This window comes from Paracoccus aminophilus JCM 7686, from assembly GCF_000444995.1.
Taxonomy (GTDB): domain Bacteria; phylum Pseudomonadota; class Alphaproteobacteria; order Rhodobacterales; family Rhodobacteraceae; genus Paracoccus; species Paracoccus aminophilus.
Window position 1 is genome coordinate 1,155,811 of the sequence record NC_022041.1, and the last position, 22,335, is coordinate 1,178,145.

A 22,335-nucleotide genomic window follows, 5' to 3' on the forward strand; every position below is an offset into this window, starting at 1 on the left:
GACCTCATCAGCAGAGGGTCGGGGAGAAAGTCTCGGCGCAGTGGGACGGCAACAACCGGATATCAGAGCGGACGCAGGATAGCATGCGCAAATTCAAAAAAGTTTTCAGATAGTTGCCCTTATTCCCCAATGACATAACGGACATATTCGGGGGCGGGGCGTTTTCGCGCAGGGCGCGCAGGCTCCAGGCCGCATCGGCAATCAGGAACTGCGGCCCCGTGCTGGTCTCGGGCAGAAAGAGGCCGAATTGGCCGATCCCGTGACCCGGCAAGGGCACGGCGAGGACCGAGCCGTCGCCGAAAATATCGCGAAGTCCAGCGAAGTCCGCGAAGCCTTCCGGGATGAGATCGGGGGGTGCGCAGTTTTCGATGAAGCTGGGGCGCAAAGCCTTCAGACGTTGACGCAAAGGCTCGGGGCAGCCCGCTTTCAGCGTGGCGAGCCTGCCGCCGCGATCCAGCGCCTCGAAGGCCTCGCGCGAGGTCAGGACAGTCGGCGCGGTCGTCAGGTCGAAATAGCCCGCGACGTGATCGGCATGAAGGTGGGACAGGATGACCAGATCGGGCGTGTCGATGCCAAACCGTGCCAATTGCTGGGGAAGACGCGCCGCCTCGGGCAAGGTGGCCGGGGTCATCCAGCGGTAAAGCCTTTCGGGAAAACCGGCCGTCGCCTCGAAAAACGCGCGGCCATAGCCGGTGTCAAACAGGATCGCCCCGTGGCGCGGATGCAGGATCAGCGCGGCGCCTGCGGGAAAATCCACCGGCCGCAGCCTGCCCTTGCGCCGACTGAGGATCTCTGGCGCCCGGCAATGCCCGATCTGGAGCAGGAAGAGCTCGGGCAAGGCATTGGCAAGATCACGCATAATCCTTGATCCCTTCGTCCAGCGAGACCTGCGGCCGATAGGACAGCACATCGCGCGCAGCAGAAATGTCGAGCGTCAGGCTGCGGCCAAGCGAGGCCACGGCCTGACGCGTCAGAACCGGCTCGACCTTGGGGCGGAAAAGCCGGTGCATGGCCTCAAGCGTCGCCGCCAGGGCCAAAGCCGCGCCATAGGGCACGGGGCGCAGGCGCGGGGTCGTCTTGGTCAGATCGCACGCGGCGCCCAAAAGCTCGCGAAAGGGGTAAGAGCGCCCCGAGGTGATGTTGAAGGCGCGCCCGCCTGCCTGCTCGGCATGGTCCGCGGCCAGACGCATGGCGCGGGCGGCATCGCTGACATGGGTGAGGTCGATCAGGCTGGCGCCGCCGCCGATCAGCGGTACGCTGCCGCGCCCGATCGCCGCCATCAGTCGCGGCATCAGAGCACGGTCGCCGCGCCCGTAGATCGCGCGCGGTCGCAGCGCCACGGTGCGCATCCCGCCCGGCTGGTCGGCCGCCAGCACCAGCCGCTCGGCCTCGTATTTGCTGCGCGCATAGGCGGTGGCAAAGCGTGCGGGTAGGGCCGCATCCTCGCGCAGATCGAGCCGGTCGGTGCCATCGGCATAGATGCTCGGGGATGAGGCGAAAACAAATCGCCTCACCCCCGCTTCGCGTGCCGCGTCCAGCAGATTGGCGGTCGCGGTGACATTGACTGCCTGAAACAACCCGGCCGGTCCCCAGGCAGAGGAGAGGGCCGCACAATGATAAACAGTCTCGACCCGCCACAGATGCGGGAGGAGTTGCCGCGCCGAGGCCTCTGGCGCGCGAAAATCGAGCGGCAGAAAATCGGCCCCGGCACGGACCAGATCAAGAGCATCAGAGAGGTTCCGACCCTGAGCTGTAACAACACAACCAGATTGCAGCAGCTGATGCGCAAGCGCATTGCCAAGGCAACCCGTCGCTCCTGTGACCAGCACCCGGCCCATTAGAAGCGAAGAACCATGCCACCGAGCGAGAGCCCGGCGGAAGTACCAACAAGAAGGGTCAGATCGCCACGTTTGACCCGGCCAGACTGGACGGCTGAGTGCAATGCGGTCGGGATCGAGGTGGCGATCTGATTGCCAAACATGGCGAACGTTTTAACAACACGGTCTTGCGGGATGCCGAGACGCGACAACCCGTGCTCCAGCGCCAGGCCAGAGGCCTGATGCGGGATGATGCAGGCCAGATCCGACAGCGCGGCACCGGCCTCGCCCATCAGCCGGCGCAGGAAGCGCGGCAGATGGCGGGCGGCGGTGCGGAAGGCTGCCTGACCGTCCATTCTGAAATACGAGGCCCGGGCTGCGGCAATCGGGTCGCGCGCCGCGGAAATCCGCGTACCGCCCCCTTCCAGCAGACAGGCCTGACCGCCCGAGGAATAGGTCTCGAAACGGCTGGCATGAGGACCTTCCCCGTGGGCGCCAAGAACCACTGCGGCGGCACCATCGCCAAAGATCGCGGCGGTGTCGGGGTCGCTCCAGTCCAGACCGACCGAGGCGATATCGGCGGAAAAGACCAGGATATAGCGCGCCTGACCAAGCCGGATCTTCATCGCGGCAAGGTCAAGCGCCTGCACGAAGCTCAGACAGGTCGCATTGACATCATAGGACGGAATACCACTGTCCCCGAGGCCAAGGCGCGCCTGCACCAGCGTCGCGGTCGACGGGATCGCCTGCTCCATGACGCCACAGGCGCCAATGATCAGGTCCAGCTCATTCGCTTCGATCCCGGCAGCGGCCAAAGCCTGGCGCGCCGCCTCAGTGCCCATCATGGAACTCGTCTCATCACACTCGGCAACATGGCGCTTGGCCAGACCATACCGCGCCTCGCAGCTGCCTTCGGCCCAGCCCAGGCGACAGTCGATCTCCGAGGAGGCGACGACCCGGCGGGGCAGGTAAGCCCCGGTTCCAAGGATATGCATCCCCGGGACGGCAGCTTTGAAGGTTTCTGTTTTGGAGCGGGGCCACATGGCGTCACACCGTTTAATGAACACTGTTCACTTATTTAGCGCTGGACGAAACGAGTCGTCAAGGATATTTTTGAACAGTGTTTTAAAAAAGGTTATTCCCATGAGCAGACCCCTTCGCCAGCCCCGAGAAGAGCTGCGTAAGTCCATTGTCGAGACAAGCAAATCCATCCTTGACCGCGAGGGGGCAGAGGGGCTGAGCGCGCGCGCCATCGCCCGCGAGATCGGCTATACCGCCGCCTCGATCTATAATGTCTTCGAATCGATGTCCGACATCTTGATGGAGGTTAACCGCGAGACCCTGGCCGAACTTCAGGCTTTGTTCGAGAACCTGCCCCGCGAAGCCAGCCCCCGGCTCAGACTTCAGGCGCTGTGCCTAGGCTATGTCGCCTTCATGGAAAGCAATCCCGCGCGCTGGAACGCACTCTTTGGCGGAATGCGGCAGCGCGAATCCTTCCCCGATTGGTATGTCGGCACGATAGATCAGCTCAAGGGGCGGCTCGGTGCGCTTTTGGTCGAACATGCCGGTGAGTGCGGCCACAGGATCACCGAGGCCGAGGCGCTCGGGATGGCCGAAAATCTCTTCATCACCATCCATGGCCTTTTGGCGTTGGATGTCGGGCGCAGGCTCGATCTTTTCACCCGACGCAGCCCCGAGGAGATGGCGGGCTTTGCCATTGATCTCACGCTCGCGGGGCTGGGCGCGGGATCCGGCGCAGAAGCCGGCATAGGCCGCTGATGCAAGGCGCTTTCATCCTCGGCTCGGCGCGCTGCGGCTCGACCCTCGTCTCCGAGATCTTGCGCAGCCATCCCGCGATCCTCAGCTTGTCCGAGGTGTTTTCCATGGCCGGTCCCGCCGCTTTCCCGGCGGGCCGGATCAGCGCAGGCCGCTTCTGGCGCGGCCTCGCCCGCCCGACGCGGCTCGGCTCGACCATCGGCAACCCCAAGGTCGCGCCGCAAGAGTTCCTCTATGGCCGCCAGCCGAACCCGCAACACGACCCGTTCTTCTGCCCGCCGATCCTCGCCATCGCCTTGCCGCATCTGAGCACGGATCCCGATGCGCTTTTCGACAGGCTCGCCGAAACGGCACTTGCGGCGCCGCGGCAGACGGCGCCGGATCATTACCGCAATCTCTTTGAAACCCTCGCCCACATGCAGGGCAAACGCCTCTGGGTCGAACGCTCGGGTGGCTCGCTTGCCGCAACCGCAACGCTCGCCGCGGCTTTCCCGGACAGTCGCCATGTCTTCCTGACCCGCAGCGGCGTCGAGACCACGCTCTCCATGGCCGACTATCCCGCAACCCGGATGGCGGTCTGGATGTGGAAACGTCTCGCCCCGCTCGGCCTCGACCTCCTCGACCCGCAAAGCCATTACGGTCGGGGCCGGATCTGGCGCCTGCTGCAACCGCTCTGCGGCCTGGCCCCGCTCGGACGCATCCTCGCGCAAAAGCCGGACCTCTGCGATGTCGCTGGATTCTGGTCGGCGATGACCCTGCGCGCGCTTCCGGCCTTGCGCGCGCTCCCCAAAACAGACTTTCACCACCTCTCCTACGAGGCGCTGATCGCCGAGCCCGGCCCGCAGGTGGCAGCCCTCGGCCAGTTCCTCGCCGGAGAGGCCCCGCTAGACTGGCTCACCACCGCCACAGCGCTCCCCAAATCGCGCCCGCCGCGCAGCGCGACGCTCGACCCAGCCCTGCGCAACCGCCTCCGCGACGCCTGTGCGCCCGCCGAAAGCGCCATCGCTGAATTCCTCGCGACCCGCAGCTAAAGGCCTGCGCTTTCTTCATCACCCAAATACCCCTGCGACGGGTCCGCCGGGCGCGGCGCGACCGCAGAGCGCGCCATCATGCTCTTGCCTTCCGCGCGCGCTTCTTCATCCTGTCGCCAGGCCCCCGCCGACTCAGCAAGCCAGCAGGCGGACCGGGCAGGGGTGAATCGGAGAAGACCATGACGAAATCGAATTCCAGCCATATCAGCGACATTGCCCATCACCTCCATCCCTATACCAATGCGATCCGCCACGAATCCGTCGGCCCGATCGTGATGGAGCGGGGTGAGGGCATCTATGTCTATGACGATCAGGGCAACCGCTATATCGAGGGCCTCGCCGGGCTCTGGAGCGTGGGTGTCGGCTTTGGCGAAAAGCGTCTGGTCGAGGCGGCGCGCAAGCAGCTCGACGCGCTGCCCTTCTATCACACCTTCGCCCATAAATCGAACGGGCCCGCGATTGAACTGGCGGCGAAACTGGCCGAGATCACGCCCGAAGGTCTCAATCATGTCTTCTTCACCAACTCGGGCTCGGAAGGCAATGACACGGTCATCAAGATCGTCTGGTATTACAACAATGCCCTTGGCCGTCCGAAGAAGAAGAAATTCCTCGCCCGCACCGGGGCCTATCATGGCGTGACCATTGCCTCGGCCAGCCTCACCGGCCTGCCGAACAATCACCGCGATTTCGACCTGCCCGCGATCCCGGTCCATCACCTGACCTGCCCGCATTTCTACCGCTACGGCCAGCCTGGCGAGACCGAGGCGCAATTCTGCGACCGTCTGATCGCCGAGCTGGAAGAGGTCATCGCGCGCGAAGGCGCCGATACGATCGCGGCTTTCATTGGCGAGCCGATCATGTCGGCGGGCGGCGTTCTGCCGCCGCCCGAGGGCTATTGGGCCCGCGTGCAAGAGATCTGCCGCAAGAATGACATCCTCGTCGTCGCCGATGAGGTCATCACCGGCTTTGGCCGTCTCGGCACGGCGTTTGGCTCGGATTTCTACGGGATCAAACCCGATCTGATGACGCTCTCGAAACAGATCACCTCCTCTTATCAGCCGTTGGCTGCGGTGATGATCTCGGATGAGGTTTATCGGGTGATTGCCGAAAACAGCGGCAAGATCGGCACCTTCGGGCATGGCTATACCGCCTCGGGCCATCCGGTCGCGACGGCGGTCGGGCTTGAAAACGTCAAGATCATCGAAGAGCGCGGTCTGGTCGCGAATGCCGCTGCCATGGGCAAGATCCTGCACCAGCGGCTCGCGAAATTCCGCGACCATCCTCTGGTCGGCGAGGTCCGGGGCGCGGGGCTCTTGGCCGCGGTCGAGCTTGTCGCCGACAAGGACAGCCGCGCGAAATTCCCCGAGCCGGGCAAGGTCGGCGGGTGGTTCTTCAACCGCGCCCATAGCCACGGGCTCATCGTGCGCAATATCGGCGATGCGCTGGCCTTCTGCCCGCCGCTCATCATCACCGAGGCGCAGATCGACGAGATGGTCAAAGCCTTCGAGATCACGCTCGACGAAACCGCCACATGGGTCGCAGCGGGAATGCCTGCCTGATCTTGCCCTCGCCGGGCAGCGACATTCTCGCTGCCCGGCCTTTCTTCCTCCGGCGGCGCTAGCTCAATCGGGCAGCGCCTCTTCGGCAAGGCGCACGCCCGCCGCTAGCGCCGCAAGCATGTCATTGCCCTCTGTCCGTGCCGCCAGATAACCTGCGTTGAAGCGATCCCGCGACGGATCGAGGTTGCTTGGGGCGGAGGCACAGCTGACCTCGCTGCGCCCGGCCTGCCAACCGACTACCGGCCCGGCATCGCAGCGCAGCACGATTTCCCGAACGCGGTGGCCTTGATAGCGCGCCAGCACCGCCTCGGTTGAGGCATCGCCAAAGGCGCGGATCTCGTCTTCGGCTGAGGTCAGGACCAGATCAGCCCCGCGCGCGGCCCGGCTGATCCAGCGGCACATCTGGCTTTGATCGCGCCAAACCTCGGGGCAAAGATGCGGGGCAAGAACGATCCGCGCGCCGCCTGCACGCGCCCGTGCAAGCGCGTCCAGAAGCTGCTCGCGGTCGCGGTCCCGCTCGAGAATGGCAAGCGTCATTCCGGTCAGATAGAGCTCCGGCGCCGCAGCTAAAGCCCGCGCGAGCCAGACCGGATCGCGCGCCAGAAGCCGCGCCGCCGACTGGTCGCGCCACGACGACAGCCGGTCCATGCCCGCACCCGGGCTGATCGCACAAACGCCGACGCTGCGGCTTGGATCTGTCGTGATCCAATCGGGGGAGATGCCCTGTGCGGCAATGAAAGCGCCCATCTCGCGCGAGATCGCATCCGTGCCGATCCGCGTGGCAAAGCCGACCCGGTGGCCCAGCCGCGCCAGAGCCTCGGCCGTCGCTAAGCTGTCGCCGATGAAGCGGCGCCGGAACGCCTCTTGGTCCCCGGCGAGGGGCGCGAATTCGACGATGCATTCGCCGATGCAGAGGATGTCGAGGGCGGACATGAGGGCTCCTGCTCGTCGAGGGGTTTGGCGCGCGAAGATGCCGCCAGTGGCGCGGGACTTGCAAGAGAGGGCATCGGGGCGCAGGCTGAGCGGGGCAACACCGATCCAAGGAGGAGGGGAGATGGCCAAGGGTTATAAAGACATGCTGGCCGAGGCGGATGCGCTGGTCCATTCCGTCACGCCCGAGGAAACCGGGCCCAGACCGGCTGCCGATCTGGTGCTGGTCGATATCCGCGACCCGCGCGAACTGGCGCGTGAGGGCATGATCCCCGGCGCCTTCCATGCGCCGCGCGGGATGCTTGAATTCTGGATCGACCCGGAAAGCCCCTATCACAAGCCGCGATTTGCCGAAGGCAAAACCTATGTCTTCTATTGCGCCTCGGGCTGGCGCTCGCTTCTGGCGGCGCGGCTGGCTCAAGAGATGGGGCTCGAGGCGCGCAGTCTTCGCGGCGGGTTCACGGCATGGAAAGCGGCAGGCCTGCCGGTCGAGACGTCCGAGGAGGCCTAGCCGGTGAGAGGCAGCTGACTGCAGCCCGTCAGGGCACCGCGATCTCGACCGAGACGGTCGTCGTCTCGGAGGTCGCATTGACGGGGGCGGGCGGCATTTTGGGCATTTGCCCAGCCGCCTTGAGAACTTTGCGGTCAAGCTCCGCCGCGCCAGAGCTTTTCGCGACATGCAGCTCGCTGATCGTGCCATCTGTGGCGACACTGAAGCCGATCGTCACCACACGGTTGTGGCCGAAATCCGCAGCCGAAAGAAGCGGCCTGAGTCTCACCCGAATCTGGGTCTGGAACCGCAACTGGATCTGGCGCTTCCAATCTGCCTTGTCTTTGGCCTGCGGGGTCAATTGGGCATAGGGCTCGGCCTGCGCCGGGGTGGTGATCGCGGCGGGCGCGATGGCAAGGGCCACGGCAAGCATCCGGGCGAGCAGGGCGTGAGGTCGGGTCATGGGCGGCTCCTTGGCATTTGCGCGAGCTTAGCGGGGGGCAGGCCGGGGTTTCCACCATATTCCAGAAGCTTGCGCCTTTTCGCCAGCCTTCGCGGGCCGTGGCTCACGCGATCGGGGAATTGTCGCGCGTGACCTCCCAGACGCGATCAAGAAAGCCGCGCGCGCGCTCGGTGTTGCGGTAGAGGCGGACCTCAAGCTCGAAGCTTTCGCCAAGCCGGGTCAGGCGGCCAAGCGCCAGATCATCCTCGATCAGCGATTGCGGCAGCCAGGCGAGCCCAAGCCCTTCGCGCGCCATTGCCCGCAGCGCCTCGGCCATGGAGTTCTCGTTCACATGGATCAGATAGGTCGGCACCGACCCCGGCCGCCCCTGCGCGATCTTGGCCATCAGCCCAAGAAACGAGCCGCGCGAATATTGCAGCAAGGGCAAGGGCCGCCCGTCGCGGGCCAGTTGCTCTGCCAGCGCGGGCGTCGCCACCGGCACAAGGTGATCGCGGGCAATCGTCAGGAACGGATAGGTCTGCTCCGAGAGGTTAATCGGCACCTCGGGGTGATAGAAGGTCATGAAGAAATCATAACCGCCCTCGGTCAGCGCATGGAGACAGGTGTTGAAATTGTCAGGCAGAACCTTGCTCGTGAAGGGGCCGAGCTTGGTTTGCAGGACCGAAATCCACTTTGGCAGCACGCTTTGGGCAATCGTATGGAGGGCGGTGACCGAAAGCGAGGGCATCCGCGTGCCTTTGCGCGCGCCTTGCAGATTGTCGCGCGCCGCGGCCAGCGCCGCCACGACCTCTTGCGCGGTTTCCAGAAACTGCTTGCCCTCGGCGGTCAGCGCCACCGGATAGACGCTGCGATCAAGCAGATCGGTGCCGAGCCAGATTTCCAGCGCGCGGATGCGGCGGCTGAAGGCGGGCTGGGTGACATTGCGCTCTTCGGCCGAGCGCGAAAAGCTGCGGGTCGCGGCCAGCGAGAGGAAATCCTCGAGCCATTTGAGTTCCATACCCGCGACCTCCCCTTGGTTTGCCGAGTGGTAAAGAAAAGCGGCGCGCGGGAAAACCGCGAAAGCGTCGCGGAGGAGGCCAAAATCAGGGGCGGCGCAGGAGATACAGATCCATGATCCAGCCATGCTGGGCGCGCAGCGCGGCGCGGGTTGTGGCGATCTCGTCTCTCAGATCGCCCAGCCGCCCGGCGATCAGCGCCTCCTCTTCCATGCCAAGATAAGCGCCCCACCAGATCAGGCAATCCTCGGGCTGGTCCGCCAGCGTCGAGCCGTCGTCGAGAAACACCGCCAGCGTGGCGATCCCCTCGGGCCAGCCCTTTTCGCGCAAGACGCGCGCGGGCAGGATCGCCACGGCATCGCCCAAGCCATTCAGGGGAATGCGATGGGCGGCGGTCAGCATCGAGAGCGAGGTGATCCCGGGCACGACCCGGATTTCCGGCGCGGGGCTGATCCGGGCGGCGATGCGCAACGTGCTGTCGTAAAGCGAGGGATCGCCCCAGACCAGCAGGGCCACATGCTCGGGATGGCCTGCCTGCGCGATCTCGGACAGCCAGCAAGCCGCGATCTCGTCGTGCCAGTCGTTCACGCCCGCCAGATAGCCCTGATCCTTGCGCCGCTTCGGCATGGCAAAGCTGCGTTGCGGGACCGTTCGGGTCAAATGGCGCGCAAGCAGCTTTGCGCGCAGATGGGCGAGTGCGGCTTTCTCTTCGCCCTTGTCGGGCAGAAGGATCAGATCGGCGCGATTGAGCGCGGCAATCGCCTCGATGGTCAGATGGTCGGGATTGCCGCAGCCGATGCCAATCAGCGAAAGCTTCATCGCCGGTCCTCAGCGATCATGTGGAAGAAGCTGCCGGTGACCAGCCCCCGGCGCGAGCCGGTTTGCGTGACCTCGGCCCCAGTCGCATCGCTGACGCGGGCCAAAGGCGCATCGGGCTGGGCGAGGATGGTCGAATAATGGAACTCATGCCCGCGCAGGCGGGTGCCTGCCGGGATCGCGCCAATCGGGGCTTCCAGCGTGGCCAGACGGTAGCCCAAGTTGAGCTTGCGCTTCGCAAATGAGGTTTGCAGCCCCAAAAGCCCGGCCATCCGATGCGGCGTGCCCTCCTTGTCGGTCAGGCTTTCGCCTAGAACCATATAGCCGCCGCATTCGCCATGCACCGGCTTCGTCGCGGCAAAGCGGCGCAGCCCGTCAAGGAAGCGGCTGGCCGCCGCGATGCGGCCCGCATGCAGCTCCGGGTAGCCGCCGGGCAGCCAGACCAGATCGGCGCTGGGGTCCGGGGCCTCATCGGCAAGGGGCGAGAAGGGCAAAAGCTCGGCCCCCTCGGCCCGCCAGAGCCGCGCGAGATGGGGGTAAAGGAAGCTGAAGGCCACGTCCTGCGCGACGGCAATGCGCTGCGCGGGCGGGGCGAGATGGGCGGTGAGCGTCAGCACATTGGTGCCGACCATACCAACCGCGCCCCGGATCGCATCGAGATCGACATGCTGCGAGAGCATCGCGGCGTAATCGCCAATCGCCGCTTCGAGCGAGGGATGCTCGACCGCCTGGACAAGGCCGAGATGACGCTCGGCCAGCACCAGATCGGACCGGCGCGGCAGGCAGCCAAAGACCGTGATCCCGGCCCGCGCCATGGCGTCACGCAGCAGGCTTTCGTGGCGGGGCGAGTTCACCCGGTTCAGGATCACCCCGGCAAAGGGCAGGCCCTTTTCGAGGCTGGCAAAGCCAAGCGCGGTCGCCGCCGCCGATTGCGCCTGTCCCGAGGCGTCAATCACCAGCACCACCGGCCAGCCCATGCGCCGCGCAATGCTGGCGCTCGAGCCATTCGAATAGGCGCCGGGCTGGATCACGCCGTCGAACAGCCCCATCGAGCCCTCGGCGATGACCAGATCGGCGCCGCGCGCCTCAAGGCCCATCGCGTCGATCATCGCGCCGTCCATGGCCCAGCCGTCGAGGTTGAAGCTCTCGCGACCCGCCGCCGCCAGATGGAAGGCGGGGTCGATGTAATCAGGGCCGCATTTGAAGGGCTGAACCGTCAGGCCCCGGTCGCGGAAGGCGCGCAGAAGGCCCAGCATGACGGTGGTCTTGCCGGTGCCCGAGGCCGGGGCGGCGATGAGGATTCCGGGGGTCATTCGCGGCCCTCGGGAAAGCGCGGCGCGGCCCCGACCGGGCGGAAGCGGCGGTCGTAATCGCCCGCGTAAAGGCGGCTCTCGCCAAAGCCATCGGGCGCTTCGGCCAGATTGCGCCCGACGAGGATCAGCGCGGTGCGCTCGGATCCCTTCGCCGCGAGCGTCGCAAGTTCGGCCAAAGTGCCGCGCTCGATCTGCTGGTCGGGCCAGCTCGCGCGCCAGACCACCGCAACCGGGCAATCGCCGCGCAGATAGGGGATCAGGCGGCGCTGGACCTCATCGGAGACATGGATTGAGAGATGGATTGCCAGCGTCGCGCCGGTCGCGGCAAAAGCTTCAAGCGTCTCGCCTTCGGGCAGCGCGGTCGCCCGCCCCGAGGTTCGCGTCAGGATCACCGATTGCGCCTGACCGGGCAGGGTCAGCTCGGCCCCAAGCGCGGCAGCGGCTGCCGCAAAGGAGGGCACGCCCGGCGTCACATCATAGGGGATCCCCAGCTCGCGCAGGCGGCGCAGCTGCTCGCCCATCGCCGACCAGACCGACAGATCGCCCGAATGCAGCCGGGCGATGTCATGGCCCTCGGCATGGGCGCGGGCGATCTCGGCCATGATCTCGTCAAGCGAGAGGGACGCCGTGTTCACGATCCGCGCACCCTCGGGGCAATGGCCCAGCACCTCGGCGGGGATCAGCGAGCCCGCGTAAAGACAGACCGGGCAGGCGGCGATCAGGCGTGCGGCCCGCAGGGTCAGCAGATCGGGCGCGCCGGGGCCTGCTCCGATGAAATGGACGGTCAAGCTGGGTTCCTTTCAGCGAAGGCGATGGTGGCGCGGCCCGAGTGGGCGATCTGGCGCGGCCCGGTCAGCCGGGCGCCGGGACCGGCGGCAAGCAGCGCGCAGGCCTCGGCCAGCGAGCCGGTGCCAAAACGCGCGATCTGACCCGGCGAGCGGGTGAGGGTGGGCACCGCGGCCAAATCCGCGCGTGCGATTTCGCGAAGCGGCAGGCCGGTTTCGCGGCAAAGCGCGGCAAGGGCCGGGTGGCGGGCTTTTTCGGCAAGGGTCGCAAGCCCCGCAAGCGGCGCGGGGGCCAGCGCCAGCAGATCGCGCAGATCGTCGGGCAGGGCGGCCTCGCGCAGGCCGATCCCGGCGAAGAGGTCGGGGGCGGTCATAGCTGGGTGATCCATTGCGTAACCGGCCGCGTCGCCTTCCAGCCGCGCATCGTGCCCAGAGGGGCGGCCTCGGACAGCTCGACCCGCAAGAGCCGGCCCTCGTCTTGCGCCAGCCGCACCAGAAGCGATTCGGTTTCAAGCGTCACCGCATTGACCACCAGCCGCGCGCCTTTGGCATGTTTGCGCAAGAGCGCGAAAAGCGTCTCGGAAAAGCCGCCGCCGACGAAAACCGCATCGGGGTGGGGCAGGGTGGCCAGCAGCGCCTGATGGTCGCCCTCTTCCAGCACCATGCGCGCGCCAAGGCCGAAGCTTGCGATATTGGCGGCGATATTGCGCGCGCGCGGCGCCTGCGATTCGACCGCAATGGCGCGCCCGCCCAGACGGCACCATTCGACCGAGATCGAGCCAGAGCCCGCGCCGAGATCCCACAAGAGCTCGTCGCGGCGGGGCGCGAGTGCGGCGAGCGTCAGCGCCCGGATCGGGGCCTTGGTGATCTGGCCGTCATGGGCATAGGCGCGCTCGGGCCGCCCGGCGGCGCGCGAGCTTGCATCTGCGGCAAGGATCTGCAGCGCGACGGCAACCGGGGCCTGATAGGCCTCGGTCGCGGCATAGGGGGTGATGCGCTCGGCCGGGCCATCGAGCCGCTCGAGCACGGTCATCGCCGCCGTCACCTGCCAGCTCGCAAGCTGGCGCGCGAGCGTATGGACCGCCGCACCGTCGCGCATGAGCAGGATCAGCCGCGCGCCGGTGCTGGCCTCGTCGCGAATGGTCTCGAAAGGCGCGGCATGAAGCGCGCGGCAGATCGTCTCCTCAAGCGGCCAGCCAAGCGCATTCGCAGCGAGCGAAAAGGTCGAGGGCGCGGGCAGGCTCACCCATTCGCCGGGCGTCAGCGCCTGCGAGAGCACCCGCCCCGCGCCATGCGAAAAGGGATCGCCCGAGGCCAGCGCCACGACATTTTGTCCCCGCGTTTCCAGCACGGGCTCGATCGAGAAGGGCATGGGCCAAGGCCGACCGCGCGCGCCTGCGCCGACCAGTTCGAGATGACGCGGGCCGCCAAAGATGATATCGGCAGCCTCGATTGCGGCGCGGGCGCGGGCGCCAAGGGCCTCGGCCCCGGCCTCCTGCACGCCGACGATCGTGAGCCAGGGGCCTTTGTTCGGAGACGTCATCATGTCAGCGGCCATGTCTCGCATCCTTCTTCTGGGCGGCTCGGCCGAGGCGGGCGCTTTGGCCGAGCAACTGGCCGAGGCGGGGATCCCGGCGGTCTATTCCTATGCGGGCGCGGTGGCGCGGCCCAAGGCTCAGCCCTTGCCGCAGCGCATCGGCGGATTTGGTGGGCTCGATGGGCTGTGCGCCTATTGCGCGGCAGAAGGCATCACGGCGATCATTGATGCGACCCATCCCTTTGCCGCGCGCATGAGCAATACCGCCGTTGCGGCCGCCGCGCGCCTGAACCTGCCGCTGATCGCGCTCGAGCGCGCGCCTTGGGAGCGCCTGCCCGGCGACAATTGGCACGAGGTCGCTGATATGGCCGAGGCCGCGCGCCACCTGATCGGGCCGCGCATCTTTCTGGGCATCGGCCGCAATGAGCTGGCGGCTTTTGCGAATGCTCCGGGCCATTTCCTGCTGCGTCTGGTCGATGCGCCGGAAAGCCCGCCCTTGCCGCGTGCCGATTGGATCGTGGCGCGCGGGCCTTTCCGCTTCGAGGATGATCTGGCGCTTTTGCGCGATCACGCGATCACCTGCGTCGTCAGCAAAAATGCGGGCGGGAGCGGCGCCTATGCCAAGATTGCCGCCGCGCGCGCGCTTGGCCTGACGGTCGTGATGATCCGCCGCCCCGAAATCGCGCTGCGCCTCCGGGTCGAGACGGTCGCAGAGGTCATGGGCTGGCTCGCCGCTCATGCCTGCTCCCAGCTGCGGGGGGTATAGACCCAACGGCCAACGCGGCGGGTCTGGGCATTGCCGATCAGAACGACGGTGCGCATATCGGCCATCTCTTCGCGCGCCTCGGCCAAGGTCGTCACGGTGATCGCCTCATCCGGGGTCGAGACGGCGCGGGCGAAGATCACGATGCGCTCGGGCTCGCAGATCTCGCGCAGCACCTCGAGCGCGCGGGCAAACCCATCGGGCCGGGCTTTCGAGCGCGGATTGTAAAACCCAATGGCAAAGCCGCCCAGAGCCGCGTGGCGGATACGGTGGCGAATGGTCTCGGCGGGTTTGAGATTATCCGAGAGGTTGATCGCGCAGAAATCATGGCCCAGAGGCGCACCCGCCCGCGCCGCGGCGGCCAGCATGGCGGTGATGCCGGGAATGACGGTGATTTCGGGATGATCCTCGGGTGCGATCTCTTCCAGTGCCTCGAACACCGCCGCGGCCATGGCGAAAACGCCCGGATCGCCCGAGGACACCACGACGACGCTTTTGCCCGCTTGCGCCAGTGAAATCGCATGGCGGGCGCGGTCAAGCTCTTCGCGGTTGTCGGTTTCATGCAAAGTCAGGCCCGGACGCGGGGCAATGCGGCGGACGTAGGGGATATAGCCCAAGACATCGGTGGCGCGCGCCAAGGCCGCGCTGGCCTCGGGCGCGATCAGGCCTTCCGCGCCGGGGCCAAGGCCCGCGATGGTCAGATGCCCACTCATGCCAGATCATCCAGCGAGGGACGGCGGCCATTGCCATGCAGGATCACGGTCGCGAAATAGGGGCAATCCTCGGGATCGACGCCCGCCAAAGGCGCGATGCGCTGGCCCTCCATCGTGCCGCGCACGCAGAGCCAAGCATCGCCAAGCCGACCTGCGGTTTCCAGCGCCGCGCGGATCTGGGGCAGGTTGCGCCCGGTCTTCATGATGACCGCGGCATCGGTGTCTTGCAGGCGGCGCGCAAGCTCGGCCTCAGGCAAGGTGCCGGGCAGGACGGTCAGCACATCATCGCCCCAGGTGATCGGCACGCCGGTCGCGGTCCAGCAACCCGACATGCCGGTGATGCCAGGGATGACCTCGATCTCGAGCCGGTCCTGCAAACGCGAATGCAGATGCATGAAGGAGCCGTAGAAGAAGGGGTCGCCCTCGCAGAGCACGACGACATCGCTTTCGCGCGCAATCGCGGCAAGACGGTCGGCCCAATCGTCATAGAAGAGCGCTAAGGCCTCGCGATAGGCGGGCGAGGCAAAGGGCAGTTCGGTCGTGACCGGATATTCCATCGCATGTTCGACCGCCTCGGGGTGCAGCATCCCCTCGACGATGGTGCGCGCCATGCCCTTGCGGCCTTTTTTGCGGAAATAGGCGACCTCACGCGCGCCTTCGATCACGCGCGCGGCGCGCAGGCTCATCAGATCGGCCGCACCGGGGCCAAGGCCCGCGCAGATCAGCCGCCCCATCATTCCTTCTCCGAGGCGAGCGCATTGACCGCAGCCACGGTCACCGCCGAGCCGCCAAGCCTGCCGGTCACGACCATCGCGGGAACCGGTGGGGCCGCGATCAGCGCCTCTTTCGATTCGGCCGCACCCACGAAGCCCACCGGGCAGCCGATGATCGCGGCGGGACGCGGGCAGTCCGGATCTTCGAGCATATTGAGCAGATGGAAAAGTGCGGTCGGCGCATTGCCGATCGCCACGACCGCACCGGCGAGATGGGGCCGCCACAGTTCCAGCGCCGCCGCCGAGCGGGTGTTGCCCATCGCCTCGGCCAGCACGGCGACCTCGGGGTCGTGCAGCGTGCAGATGATTTCGTTCTTCGCAGGCAGCCGCCCGACCGTGATCCCCTGCGAGACCATGCGCGCATCGCACAGGATCGGCGCGCCTGCTTGCAGCGCCTCGGTCGCGGCGCGCGCGAAATCGGGGGTGAAGCGGATGTCGCGTTCCAGCCCGACCAGACCGGCGGCATGGATCATGCGCACGGCGACCCGCTCTTCGATGGGCGAGAAGCGCGCCAGATCGGCCTCGGCGCGGATAATGGCAAAGGAGCGGTCGTAGATCGCCTGTCCGTTGGTCTCGTAGCTGTGGCGCATCGGCTGCTCCGGGTCTTGAATGGGGCCACCACCGGGCAGGCAGAAGCCTTGGGCCGTAGCGGTCAGCGTGATCGTCGTGGGGGCGGGATGGGCGCAATGCTTGGCGCAGCCCGCAACATGCAGGGTTTGACCGAGGCCGAGCCGGTTTGCAAGGCGGCGGGCCAGAGGACGGGTCGGGGCAAGACCTTGGGCGCAGGCGGGCGCGCCGACGCAGGCATGGACGCGCAGGAGGGGCGAGGCGGAATCAGTTATGAGATCCGGGTCATCGAGCGCGCTTCGCAGGCCGATCATCCGCCAGGGCGTGAGGGTGATCGGGCCGGTGGTTGCGGCACGCTCCAAAAGATCAGCCGACAGTGCCCCGAAGGGCAGAAGATGCAAGATGTGATCTGCGAAAGGCCCCGGCACGGGCTGATGGGCGGGGGCAAGCGGCGCCGCGCTTTCGCCGAAATCATGGGTCCAGTCGCGCATCCGCCCCCGACCGCCGCTGATCCCTTCGGCGCAAAAGGCGGTGAGGATTTGGGCCAGCACCTCGGGCAGATTTTCGCGGGTAACGGGCAGGGCAAGCGCGCGGCCCTCGATCCTGAGGCACAGGCCCGAGGCGCTACGCTCCAGCCGCAGATCGCCCGGGCAATCGCGCAAGAGCGGCGCGGGGCCGCAATCAATCACCAGCCCGAATTTCGAGGGCAGGCCGGGAAAGCGCGCCAGCACCGGTGCGAGATCATGAGCGAGTGTGAGCCCGTCGAGATAGGGCGCGAGCGTGATGGCCGCGAGCGCGCCCTGATGCTCAATCCCCAAGGCGCCCAATTGGCGCTGGCAGGCGGCAAGGCGGCTCTGCGGCACGCCGCGCAGTTGCAGCGAGCCGCGGCTGGTCAGCTCCAGCTGGCCATTGCCGTAAAGCTTGGACGCCGCCGCGATCCCGCGCGCCTGTTCCGCCGTCAGCCGCCCGCCAAGCGGTTTGAGCCGCATGAGCCAACCATCCCCCGTCTCCATCGGGCGCGCGGGCGAGGGGCACCAGCCTTTGACCTCGAAGCTCATGGCAGCGCCTCAATCGGGGCCTCAATCGGGGCGAGACGGGCGAGGATTTCATTGTGGCGCGTTGACCAGAGACCCGATTGCAAAAGCGTCTCGAAGATCTCCAGAAGTCGCGCATGGGCGGCGGGGTTTTCGGCGCGCAGGAACTCCATGACCTCGGGTTCAAGCAGCGTGGCCTTGGCGATCTCGTCGAAAAGATGCGGCGCGACGCGGCCGGTCAGCCGCGCAAAGGCGGCAAGATGGTCGAGCGAGGCGGTGATCTCGCCCGCGCCGCGCGCGCCGTGGCGCATCATCGCCGCGATCCAGGCGGGCGCGCCCGCGCGGGTATGGGTGATGCGCGCAAGCTCGGTCCCGATCTCGCGCAGGACGACGCGATCCTGCCTTGTGTTATCAAGATGATAGAGCGCGGCTTGGTTCTCGACGGATTGCAAGGCCGCGGCGACACCGCCGATATGGGCGGCGTAATCCTCGGCCATGAGAAGATCGGTTTCGGGCAGATCCTGCGTGTGGAGATGCGCCGAAAGCCGCTCGATCGCTTGGGCCAAAGCCTGCGCTGCCGGGGCCGAGGGCGTCTGGCCATCATGGGTAAAGCCGCCATTCGCAAGCCAAGCCGCGCCGACCTCGGCGGGGGCGGCATCAAGCGCGATCCCGGTGCCATAGACCCCGTCCTTCGGGCCAAAGACGCGCGGCGCGCCGTCGAGATAGGGGTTGTCCGAAGGGTCTTCCTCGCGCCCCGAGAGCATCCGGCAGCCAAGGGTGAACAGCTGAATCAGCACCGGGAAACTGTCGCGGAAAAGTCCCGAGATCTTCAGGATGACGCCGATGCGCGGGCGGCCAAGCTCGGCCAAGGGTGTGACCTCGATCCCCGTCACCCGGCCCGTGCCGGGATCGCGGATCGGGGCCAGCCCGGCCAAAGCCAGCGCCATGGCGAAATCCTCGCCCCCCGTGCGCATCGTGGCCGAACCCCACAGATCGATCATCACCGATTGCGGCCAGTCGCCGTGGTCCTGCAGATAGCTGCGGATGAATTCGGCGGCCATGCTCCGGCCCTTTTCGACCGCCTCGGGCGCTGGCAAGGCGCGGGGATCGACCGCGTAAAGGTTGCGCCCCGTCGGCATGACATCGGCGGCGCCCCGCCACGGGCTGCCCGAGGGCCCCGGCGCAACGTGCAGGCCCGCCAAGGCGCGCGCCAGCCCCTCACGCTCGCCCGGGGCCTCGCCCCAGATATGGAGCCCGTCTGTATAGCGGCTTTCCTTTAGCTCGCAGACGAAACGGTCGAGCTCGCCCAACGCCTGCGCCTCATCCGAGACGGCAAGGCCAAGCTCGGAAAAGAGGCCCAAGGCCCCGGCCTCGTCGCGGATCATCCCGGCCAGCCGGTCGCGGCGGGCGGGGTCGATGCCGTCGGCGGTGGAATAGCGGTCGAGCATCTGCTCGAGGCCCACGAATTTCTCCGGCAATTGCGCGGGTTTCAGCGGCGGCGGCATATGGCCAAGCGTGACCGCACCCAGACGGCGGCGGGCTTGGGCGGCCTCGCCCGGATCGTTGACGATGAACGGATAGATCACCGGCAGCGCGCCGGTCAGCGCCTCGGGCCAGCAGGCGGCGGATTGCGCGACCGATTTGCCCGGCAGCCATTCCAGCGTGCCATGCGCGCCGATGTGGATGATCGCGCCGACCCGGCGGCTGAGCCAGAGATAAAAGGCGACATAGGCATGGCGCGGAGGCGCGGTCAGGTCGTGATAGCCGGTCTCGCGGTCGTCAAGGCGACCGCGCTCGGGCTGCAAAGCGATCAGATGGGGGCCTTCGCGCAGAGCCGGAAAGCGCAGCATTTGCCCGGTGATCTGGGGGTCGGTTTCCGGCGCGCCCCAATGATCATGCAGGGCTTGGCGCAGCGGCGCAGGTAGCTCGGCCAAAGCGTCCAGATATTCGGCGAGCGGCCAGTCGATCACCTCTTGGCGCAGGCGGGGCGCGAGGGGCGCGGGGGACTGGCCCAGATCGCGCAGGATCGCCTCGGCCGAGAGACAAGCATCCAGCCCGACGGCATGGGCATCGAGCCACGCCTTGCCGGGATAGGTCGAGAGCACAATCGCCAGAGGCGGTGTGCCGCTTTGCAGCGCGGTCCAGCCCAAGACGCGATCCACCAAAGCCGCGATCCGCTCGGGCAAAGGGGTGTGGCGTGGCACGGCGATTTGCAGATCGGGATCGGGTGCGGCGGCGCCTTTCAGCGAGATGATCTGCGCGGGAATGCGGCCATCGACCTCGGGCAGCACGACATGCATCGCCATATCGGCGGGCGAAAGGCCGCGGCTGCTTTCCTCCCACAGACGCGCCTCGGCGGTCGAAAGCACAGCCTGAAAGACCGGCGGACCAGAGCGCAGGGCGCAATCCGCATCTTGGGTCGAAAATGCGGTTGTGTTGATAATCGCCTGCGGCGGATGCGCGGCAAAGGCGGCTTTCAGAAAATCCTGCGCGGTGCGGGATTTGAGCGAGGGTAGGAAGATCCCGCGCGCCGTCACCCCGCGTTCGGCAAAAGCCGCGATCAAAGCCTCGATCGGCGCGGTATCGCCCGCCAGCATCCACGAGCGGTAAAAGGGGATCGCGATCCAGTTGCCCTCGGGCGGCGCGCCAAGCCAGCCGACCTCGGGCAAGGGCGCCGGATCTTCAGCCTCCAGCCCCGCCATCAGCCGCAAAGCCGCGCCCGCCGCCAGATGCCCGCCCATCGCGCAAAGCCGGTTCAGCCGCTGCCACAGTGCAGGCGCAACGGTCGAGAAGCCTTGGAGCGCGGGATCGTCGCGCCCGTCGCCGCGCAAAAAGGCCAGCGCGATCCCTCGTCGCCGCGCCAGATCCTGCAGCGCCATGACCCCATGCGGCCAATAGCTTTGCCCGCCCAGAAGCCGCACGAGAATGAAGCGCGCGCCCATGAGCGTCGCCTCGATATATTGATCGACCGAGACCGGATGGGTCAGCCGCGCCAAGGGCGCGAGGCGCAAGCCGGGCAAATCTGCCCGCCCGCGCCGCCAGCCTTCCGCAAAATCGGCGAGATCGCTGTCTGAAAAGGACAGCACCACAAGATCGGCAGGGGTCTGGCCGAGATCTTGCGGCGTGGCGCTGTCCTCGAGCCCGCCGGCTTCGCGAAAGATGACGTGCATATTACCCCAGCAGAATGGCGCGGATCGCCTCGGGGTCAATATCGTGATGCTCGGCGATGACCACAAGCTGCGAGCGACGCGGACCCGACCAAGGCTGGTCATATTGGTGACGCACGCGCGCGCCGACGGCCTGCACGAGCAGGCGGAGCGGCTTGCCCTCAACCGCGACATGGCCCTTGACGCGCAGGACATGCTGGTCGCGGGCGAGCCGCTCGATCCGGGCGACCAGATCGGCGGGATCGGTGATTTCGGGCAGGTCGATCACGACCGAGTCGAAATCATCATGCTCGTGATCATCGGCGCCGTCGTGATGCGAGGGGCGCGCGGCCAGATCATCCTCGGCCTTGGCATCAAGGCCAAGGATCACGCGCGGGTCGATCACGCCCTCGGCAATCTCGATCACCGGGAGTTCGCGATGGGCGATCTCTTTCAGCTTTTCGCGCGCGGCGGATTTGACCGCATCCGAGGCAAGATCGGATTTCGTCAGCAAGATGATATCGGCGCAGTTCACCTGATCCTCGAAAACCTCGGCGAGCGGGCTGTCATGCTCGGTCCCCTCGGTCTCACCCTCGTCGAAGGCCCCGGCGGCCAAAGCCTCGGTATCGGCCAAAGCGATGACGCCATCGACGGTGATGCGCGAGCGGATCGCGGGCCAGTCGAAGGCTTTCAGAAGCGGCTTCGGCAGCGCCAGCCCCGAGGTTTCGATCAGGATGTGATCGGGCGCTTCGGGCAGCGCCAGCAGACGCTCCATCGCGGGCAGGAAGTCATCGGCGACGGTGCAGCAGATGCAGCCGTTGGCCAGTTCGACGATGTTGTTTTCCGGACAATCCGCGCTGGCGCAGGATTTCAGGATCTCGCCATCGACGCCGGCCGTGCCGAATTCATTGACCAGAACCGCGAGGCGGCGGCCCCCGGCATTGGCGATCAGATGGCGGATCAGCGAGGTTTTCCCGGCGCCGAGAAAGCCGGTGACAACGGTAACGGGGGTTTTGGCAAGCGAGGTCATAGCGTGTCCTTGGTCAGCGCAAAGGGAGGAATGCGGGCGATGGTGTTCTTGCGGAAAAGGGCCGAGCGTTCGCGCCAGGGCACGACACCCTCGGCGCTTTCGGCATATTGGCGGGCCATGGTCAGGACTTCGGCGGCGTCCTCGGGGGTGATGCCGCCCTGCACATAGGTCCAGGAACCGGGACGGCCAAGCGCCACGGCGCAGCCTTTCGAACAGGCGGAAAGGCAGGCGACCGGCTCGATGCGGATGCCTTGGGGCAGGGCTTCGGCCTGAATGGCCGAGAGCAGCCGCTCGCCGGGGACGATGCCGTCATCGGGCACGGGCGCACCCATGCGGCAGGTCTGGCAGATGTAAAGCGTCGCCTCCATGCGCGGCCTTTCAGATCTCGCGGAGGGGACAAGGGCGGCGGGCAGGCGGGGCCATACCATCCGTCCGCAGCGCACCCCGGCCGCATCTTCGGTTATCTCGCATGGCAGGTCTCCCGGCTTGCGGATGCGGGTCTGGCCCTCGCTTCTCCGGCCTTCCCGGCCCGGGGGCCAGTGGCGGTGGAGAGGCTCTCCGGTCACGGTCGCGGGGGCGGCTGCGCTTGGGGCCTTGGGACCGATCCGGTCGGCGGGGCCTTGGCGCATTCCCTCTTAGCCTGCGTCGCCACAGGAACCATTGCGCGCCCTTGATGGCGGCAAGAGCGGGGGCAAGTCAAGGCGCGGCAGTCAGGAAGGCCCTTGTCAGAAGGTCTGAACCCGGCGTAGGCCAGAAGGGCGTATCCTGCGCCAAAGCCTCCAATTCCTGCCGATCAG

General features: G+C 66.8%; 22 protein-coding genes, 1 pseudogene and 1 riboswitch. Of the genes and pseudogenes, 5 read left to right on the forward strand and 18 right to left on the reverse strand.

Going from position 1 to position 22,335, the window contains the following annotated elements:
* Nucleotides 1-7 precede the first annotated feature (7 nt).
* From JCM7686_RS05725 to JCM7686_RS05735, 3 genes are read right to left on the reverse strand one after another with little or no spacing between them, the layout of a single operon-like run.
* On the reverse strand, nucleotides 8-859 hold the full coding sequence (locus JCM7686_RS05725) for an MBL fold metallo-hydrolase (RefSeq protein ID WP_020949913.1): 852 nt from the start codon (nucleotides 857-859) through the stop codon (nucleotides 8-10).
* Nucleotides 852-1,838, reverse strand: a complete 987-nt coding sequence (locus JCM7686_RS05730; protein ID WP_020949914.1) for an NAD-dependent epimerase/dehydratase family protein — start codon at nucleotides 1,836-1,838, stop codon at nucleotides 852-854. Before JCM7686_RS05730 ends, JCM7686_RS05725 begins: the two co-directional genes overlap by 8 nt.
* Complete coding sequence (locus JCM7686_RS05735; protein WP_020949916.1) at nucleotides 1,838-2,860, reverse strand: 3-oxoacyl-ACP synthase; 1,023 nt, start codon at nucleotides 2,858-2,860, stop codon at nucleotides 1,838-1,840. Before JCM7686_RS05735 ends, JCM7686_RS05730 begins: the two co-directional genes overlap by 1 nt.
* Nucleotides 2,861-2,960: 100 nt before the next feature.
* Between JCM7686_RS05735 and JCM7686_RS05740 the strand changes: the two genes are divergently transcribed.
* The 3 genes from JCM7686_RS05740 to JCM7686_RS05750 all read left to right on the forward strand — a co-directional run bounded on the left by JCM7686_RS05740 (nucleotide 2,961) and on the right by JCM7686_RS05750 (nucleotide 6,183).
* Nucleotides 2,961-3,596, forward strand: coding sequence for a TetR/AcrR family transcriptional regulator (locus tag JCM7686_RS05740; protein ID WP_041527155.1), 636 nt, complete (start codon nucleotides 2,961-2,963; stop codon nucleotides 3,594-3,596).
* Entirely contained in the window at nucleotides 3,596-4,624 is a 1,029-nt protein-coding gene (locus tag JCM7686_RS05745) for a hypothetical protein (protein ID WP_020949917.1), read from the forward strand. Before JCM7686_RS05740 ends, JCM7686_RS05745 begins: the two co-directional genes overlap by 1 nt.
* Before the next feature lie 179 nt (nucleotides 4,625-4,803).
* The gene (locus JCM7686_RS05750; RefSeq protein ID WP_020949918.1) at nucleotides 4,804-6,183 is read left to right on the forward strand and encodes an aspartate aminotransferase family protein; all 1,380 of its coding nucleotides are present in this window, start codon (nucleotides 4,804-4,806) and stop codon (nucleotides 6,181-6,183) included.
* Between the two features lie 63 nt (nucleotides 6,184-6,246).
* Here the strand turns inward: JCM7686_RS05750 and JCM7686_RS05755 are convergent, their stop codons facing one another.
* A complete protein-coding gene (locus tag JCM7686_RS05755; RefSeq protein ID WP_020949920.1) occupies nucleotides 6,247-7,116 on the reverse strand; it encodes a PfkB family carbohydrate kinase in 870 nt (289 codons plus the stop codon).
* Nucleotides 7,117-7,237: 121 nt separating this feature from the next.
* On the opposite strand from JCM7686_RS05755, the gene JCM7686_RS05760 reads away from it, so the two are divergent.
* Nucleotides 7,238-7,624, forward strand: a complete 387-nt coding sequence (locus JCM7686_RS05760; RefSeq protein WP_041527156.1) for a rhodanese-like domain-containing protein — start codon at nucleotides 7,238-7,240, stop codon at nucleotides 7,622-7,624.
* A 28-nt stretch (nucleotides 7,625-7,652) separates the two neighbouring features.
* On the opposite strand, the gene JCM7686_RS05765 is transcribed toward JCM7686_RS05760, so the two are convergent.
* The 7 genes from JCM7686_RS05765 to JCM7686_RS05795 form a co-directional block, all read right to left on the reverse strand.
* Nucleotides 7,653-8,066 carry a TonB family protein gene (locus JCM7686_RS05765; RefSeq protein WP_020949921.1) on the reverse strand — a complete coding sequence of 138 codons (414 nt, stop codon included), beginning with the start codon at nucleotides 8,064-8,066 and terminating at the stop codon, nucleotides 7,653-7,655.
* A 103-nt stretch (nucleotides 8,067-8,169) separates the two neighbouring features.
* Nucleotides 8,170-9,063 carry a LysR family transcriptional regulator gene (locus JCM7686_RS05770; protein ID WP_020949922.1) on the reverse strand — a complete coding sequence of 298 codons (894 nt, stop codon included), beginning with the start codon at nucleotides 9,061-9,063 and terminating at the stop codon, nucleotides 8,170-8,172.
* Between the two features lie 85 nt (nucleotides 9,064-9,148).
* Nucleotides 9,149-9,880: a precorrin-6A synthase (deacetylating) gene (gene cobF / locus JCM7686_RS05775; protein WP_020949923.1), complete on the reverse strand. Its 732-nt coding sequence runs from the start codon at nucleotides 9,878-9,880 to the stop codon at nucleotides 9,149-9,151.
* Nucleotides 9,877-11,190 (reverse strand): cobyrinate a,c-diamide synthase, encoded by a 1,314-nt coding sequence (locus JCM7686_RS05780; protein ID WP_020949924.1) that lies wholly within the window; start codon nucleotides 11,188-11,190, stop codon nucleotides 9,877-9,879. The genes cobF and JCM7686_RS05780 overlap by 4 nt, the downstream gene beginning before the upstream one ends.
* On the reverse strand, nucleotides 11,187-11,978 hold the full coding sequence (gene cobM / locus JCM7686_RS05785; RefSeq protein ID WP_020949925.1) for a precorrin-4 C(11)-methyltransferase: 792 nt from the start codon (nucleotides 11,976-11,978) through the stop codon (nucleotides 11,187-11,189). The genes JCM7686_RS05780 and cobM overlap by 4 nt, the downstream gene beginning before the upstream one ends.
* On the reverse strand, nucleotides 11,975-12,349 hold the full coding sequence (locus tag JCM7686_RS05790; protein ID WP_041527157.1) for a cobalamin biosynthesis protein: 375 nt from the start codon (nucleotides 12,347-12,349) through the stop codon (nucleotides 11,975-11,977). The genes cobM and JCM7686_RS05790 overlap by 4 nt, the downstream gene beginning before the upstream one ends.
* On the reverse strand, nucleotides 12,346-13,533 hold the full coding sequence (locus tag JCM7686_RS05795) for a bifunctional cobalt-precorrin-7 (C(5))-methyltransferase/cobalt-precorrin-6B (C(15))-methyltransferase (RefSeq protein ID WP_020949928.1): 1,188 nt from the start codon (nucleotides 13,531-13,533) through the stop codon (nucleotides 12,346-12,348). Before JCM7686_RS05795 ends, JCM7686_RS05790 begins: the two co-directional genes overlap by 4 nt.
* Between JCM7686_RS05795 and JCM7686_RS05800 the strand changes: the two genes are divergently transcribed.
* Nucleotides 13,532-14,278, forward strand: a complete 747-nt coding sequence (locus JCM7686_RS05800) for a cobalt-precorrin-6A reductase (protein ID WP_041527158.1) — start codon at nucleotides 13,532-13,534, stop codon at nucleotides 14,276-14,278. The two genes, JCM7686_RS05795 and JCM7686_RS05800, sit on opposite strands and share 2 nt — an antisense overlap.
* On the opposite strand, the gene cobJ is transcribed toward JCM7686_RS05800, so the two are convergent.
* From cobJ to JCM7686_RS05830, 7 genes and pseudogenes are all read right to left on the reverse strand, one after another.
* Nucleotides 14,248-14,988 (reverse strand): precorrin-3B C(17)-methyltransferase, encoded by a 741-nt coding sequence (gene cobJ, locus JCM7686_RS05805; protein WP_020949929.1) that lies wholly within the window; start codon nucleotides 14,986-14,988, stop codon nucleotides 14,248-14,250. The genes JCM7686_RS05800 and cobJ overlap by 31 nt on opposite strands.
* Nucleotides 14,985-15,722 carry a precorrin-2 C(20)-methyltransferase gene (locus tag JCM7686_RS05810; RefSeq protein WP_201769416.1) on the reverse strand — a complete coding sequence of 246 codons (738 nt, stop codon included), beginning with the start codon at nucleotides 15,720-15,722 and terminating at the stop codon, nucleotides 14,985-14,987. The genes cobJ and JCM7686_RS05810 overlap by 4 nt, the downstream gene beginning before the upstream one ends.
* Nucleotides 15,722-16,351: a precorrin-8X methylmutase gene (locus JCM7686_RS24895; RefSeq protein ID WP_041527633.1), complete on the reverse strand. Its 630-nt coding sequence runs from the start codon at nucleotides 16,349-16,351 to the stop codon at nucleotides 15,722-15,724. The genes JCM7686_RS05810 and JCM7686_RS24895 overlap by 1 nt, the downstream gene beginning before the upstream one ends.
* 807 nt (nucleotides 16,352-17,158) lie before the next feature.
* Nucleotides 17,159-17,386 (reverse strand): annotated as a pseudogene (locus JCM7686_RS25010) (precorrin-3B synthase); the annotation flags it as partial.
* Complete coding sequence (gene cobN, locus JCM7686_RS05820) at nucleotides 17,383-20,532, reverse strand: cobaltochelatase subunit CobN (protein ID WP_020949932.1); 3,150 nt, start codon at nucleotides 20,530-20,532, stop codon at nucleotides 17,383-17,385. The pseudogene JCM7686_RS25010 and the gene cobN, both read right to left, overlap by 4 nt.
* A gap of 1 nt (nucleotide 20,533) precedes the next feature.
* The gene (gene cobW / locus JCM7686_RS05825; RefSeq protein ID WP_020949933.1) at nucleotides 20,534-21,538 is read right to left on the reverse strand and encodes a cobalamin biosynthesis protein CobW; all 1,005 of its coding nucleotides are present in this window, start codon (nucleotides 21,536-21,538) and stop codon (nucleotides 20,534-20,536) included.
* A complete protein-coding gene (locus tag JCM7686_RS05830) occupies nucleotides 21,535-21,906 on the reverse strand; it encodes a DUF1636 domain-containing protein (RefSeq protein ID WP_041527159.1) in 372 nt (123 codons plus the stop codon). Before JCM7686_RS05830 ends, cobW begins: the two co-directional genes overlap by 4 nt.
* Before the next feature lie 86 nt (nucleotides 21,907-21,992).
* A riboswitch (cobalamin riboswitch) is annotated at nucleotides 21,993-22,216 on the reverse strand.
* Nucleotides 22,217-22,335 lie beyond the last annotated feature (119 nt).

What these genes read in the sequence shown, in the direction of transcription:
- JCM7686_RS05725 (WP_020949913.1), bottom strand. Translation starts at nt 859, where the DNA reads ATGCGTGATCTTGCCAATGCCTTGCCCGAGCTCTTCCTGCTCCAGATC.
- JCM7686_RS05730 (WP_020949914.1), bottom strand. Translation starts at nt 1,838, where the DNA reads ATGGGCCGGGTGCTGGTCACAGGAGCGACGGGTTGCCTTGGCAATGCG.
- JCM7686_RS05735 (WP_020949916.1), bottom strand. Translation starts at nt 2,860, where the DNA reads ATGTGGCCCCGCTCCAAAACAGAAACCTTCAAAGCTGCCGTCCCGGGG.
- JCM7686_RS05740 (WP_041527155.1), top strand. Translation starts at nt 2,961, where the DNA reads ATGAGCAGACCCCTTCGCCAGCCCCGAGAAGAGCTGCGTAAGTCCATT.
- JCM7686_RS05745 (WP_020949917.1), top strand. Translation starts at nt 3,596, where the DNA reads ATGCAAGGCGCTTTCATCCTCGGCTCGGCGCGCTGCGGCTCGACCCTC.
- JCM7686_RS05750 (WP_020949918.1), top strand. Translation starts at nt 4,804, where the DNA reads ATGACGAAATCGAATTCCAGCCATATCAGCGACATTGCCCATCACCTC.
- JCM7686_RS05755 (WP_020949920.1), bottom strand. Translation starts at nt 7,116, where the DNA reads ATGTCCGCCCTCGACATCCTCTGCATCGGCGAATGCATCGTCGAATTC.
- JCM7686_RS05760 (WP_041527156.1), top strand. Translation starts at nt 7,238, where the DNA reads ATGGCCAAGGGTTATAAAGACATGCTGGCCGAGGCGGATGCGCTGGTC.
- JCM7686_RS05765 (WP_020949921.1), bottom strand. Translation starts at nt 8,066, where the DNA reads ATGACCCGACCTCACGCCCTGCTCGCCCGGATGCTTGCCGTGGCCCTT.
- JCM7686_RS05770 (WP_020949922.1), bottom strand. Translation starts at nt 9,063, where the DNA reads ATGGAACTCAAATGGCTCGAGGATTTCCTCTCGCTGGCCGCGACCCGC.
- cobF (WP_020949923.1), bottom strand. Translation starts at nt 9,880, where the DNA reads ATGAAGCTTTCGCTGATTGGCATCGGCTGCGGCAATCCCGACCATCTG.
- JCM7686_RS05780 (WP_020949924.1), bottom strand. Translation starts at nt 11,190, where the DNA reads ATGACCCCCGGAATCCTCATCGCCGCCCCGGCCTCGGGCACCGGCAAG.
- JCM7686_RS05790 (WP_041527157.1), bottom strand. Translation starts at nt 12,349, where the DNA reads ATGACCGCCCCCGACCTCTTCGCCGGGATCGGCCTGCGCGAGGCCGCC.
- JCM7686_RS05800 (WP_041527158.1), top strand. Translation starts at nt 13,532, where the DNA reads ATGTCTCGCATCCTTCTTCTGGGCGGCTCGGCCGAGGCGGGCGCTTTG.
- JCM7686_RS05795 (WP_020949928.1), bottom strand. Translation starts at nt 13,533, where the DNA reads ATGGCCGCTGACATGATGACGTCTCCGAACAAAGGCCCCTGGCTCACG.
- cobJ (WP_020949929.1), bottom strand. Translation starts at nt 14,988, where the DNA reads ATGAGTGGGCATCTGACCATCGCGGGCCTTGGCCCCGGCGCGGAAGGC.
- JCM7686_RS05810 (WP_201769416.1), bottom strand. Translation starts at nt 15,722, where the DNA reads ATGGGGCGGCTGATCTGCGCGGGCCTTGGCCCCGGTGCGGCCGATCTG.
- JCM7686_RS24895 (WP_041527633.1), bottom strand. Translation starts at nt 16,351, where the DNA reads ATGCGCCACAGCTACGAGACCAACGGACAGGCGATCTACGACCGCTCC.
- cobN (WP_020949932.1), bottom strand. Translation starts at nt 20,532, where the DNA reads ATGCACGTCATCTTTCGCGAAGCCGGCGGGCTCGAGGACAGCGCCACG.
- cobW (WP_020949933.1), bottom strand. Translation starts at nt 21,538, where the DNA reads ATGACCTCGCTTGCCAAAACCCCCGTTACCGTTGTCACCGGCTTTCTC.
- JCM7686_RS05830 (WP_041527159.1), bottom strand. Translation starts at nt 21,906, where the DNA reads ATGGAGGCGACGCTTTACATCTGCCAGACCTGCCGCATGGGTGCGCCC.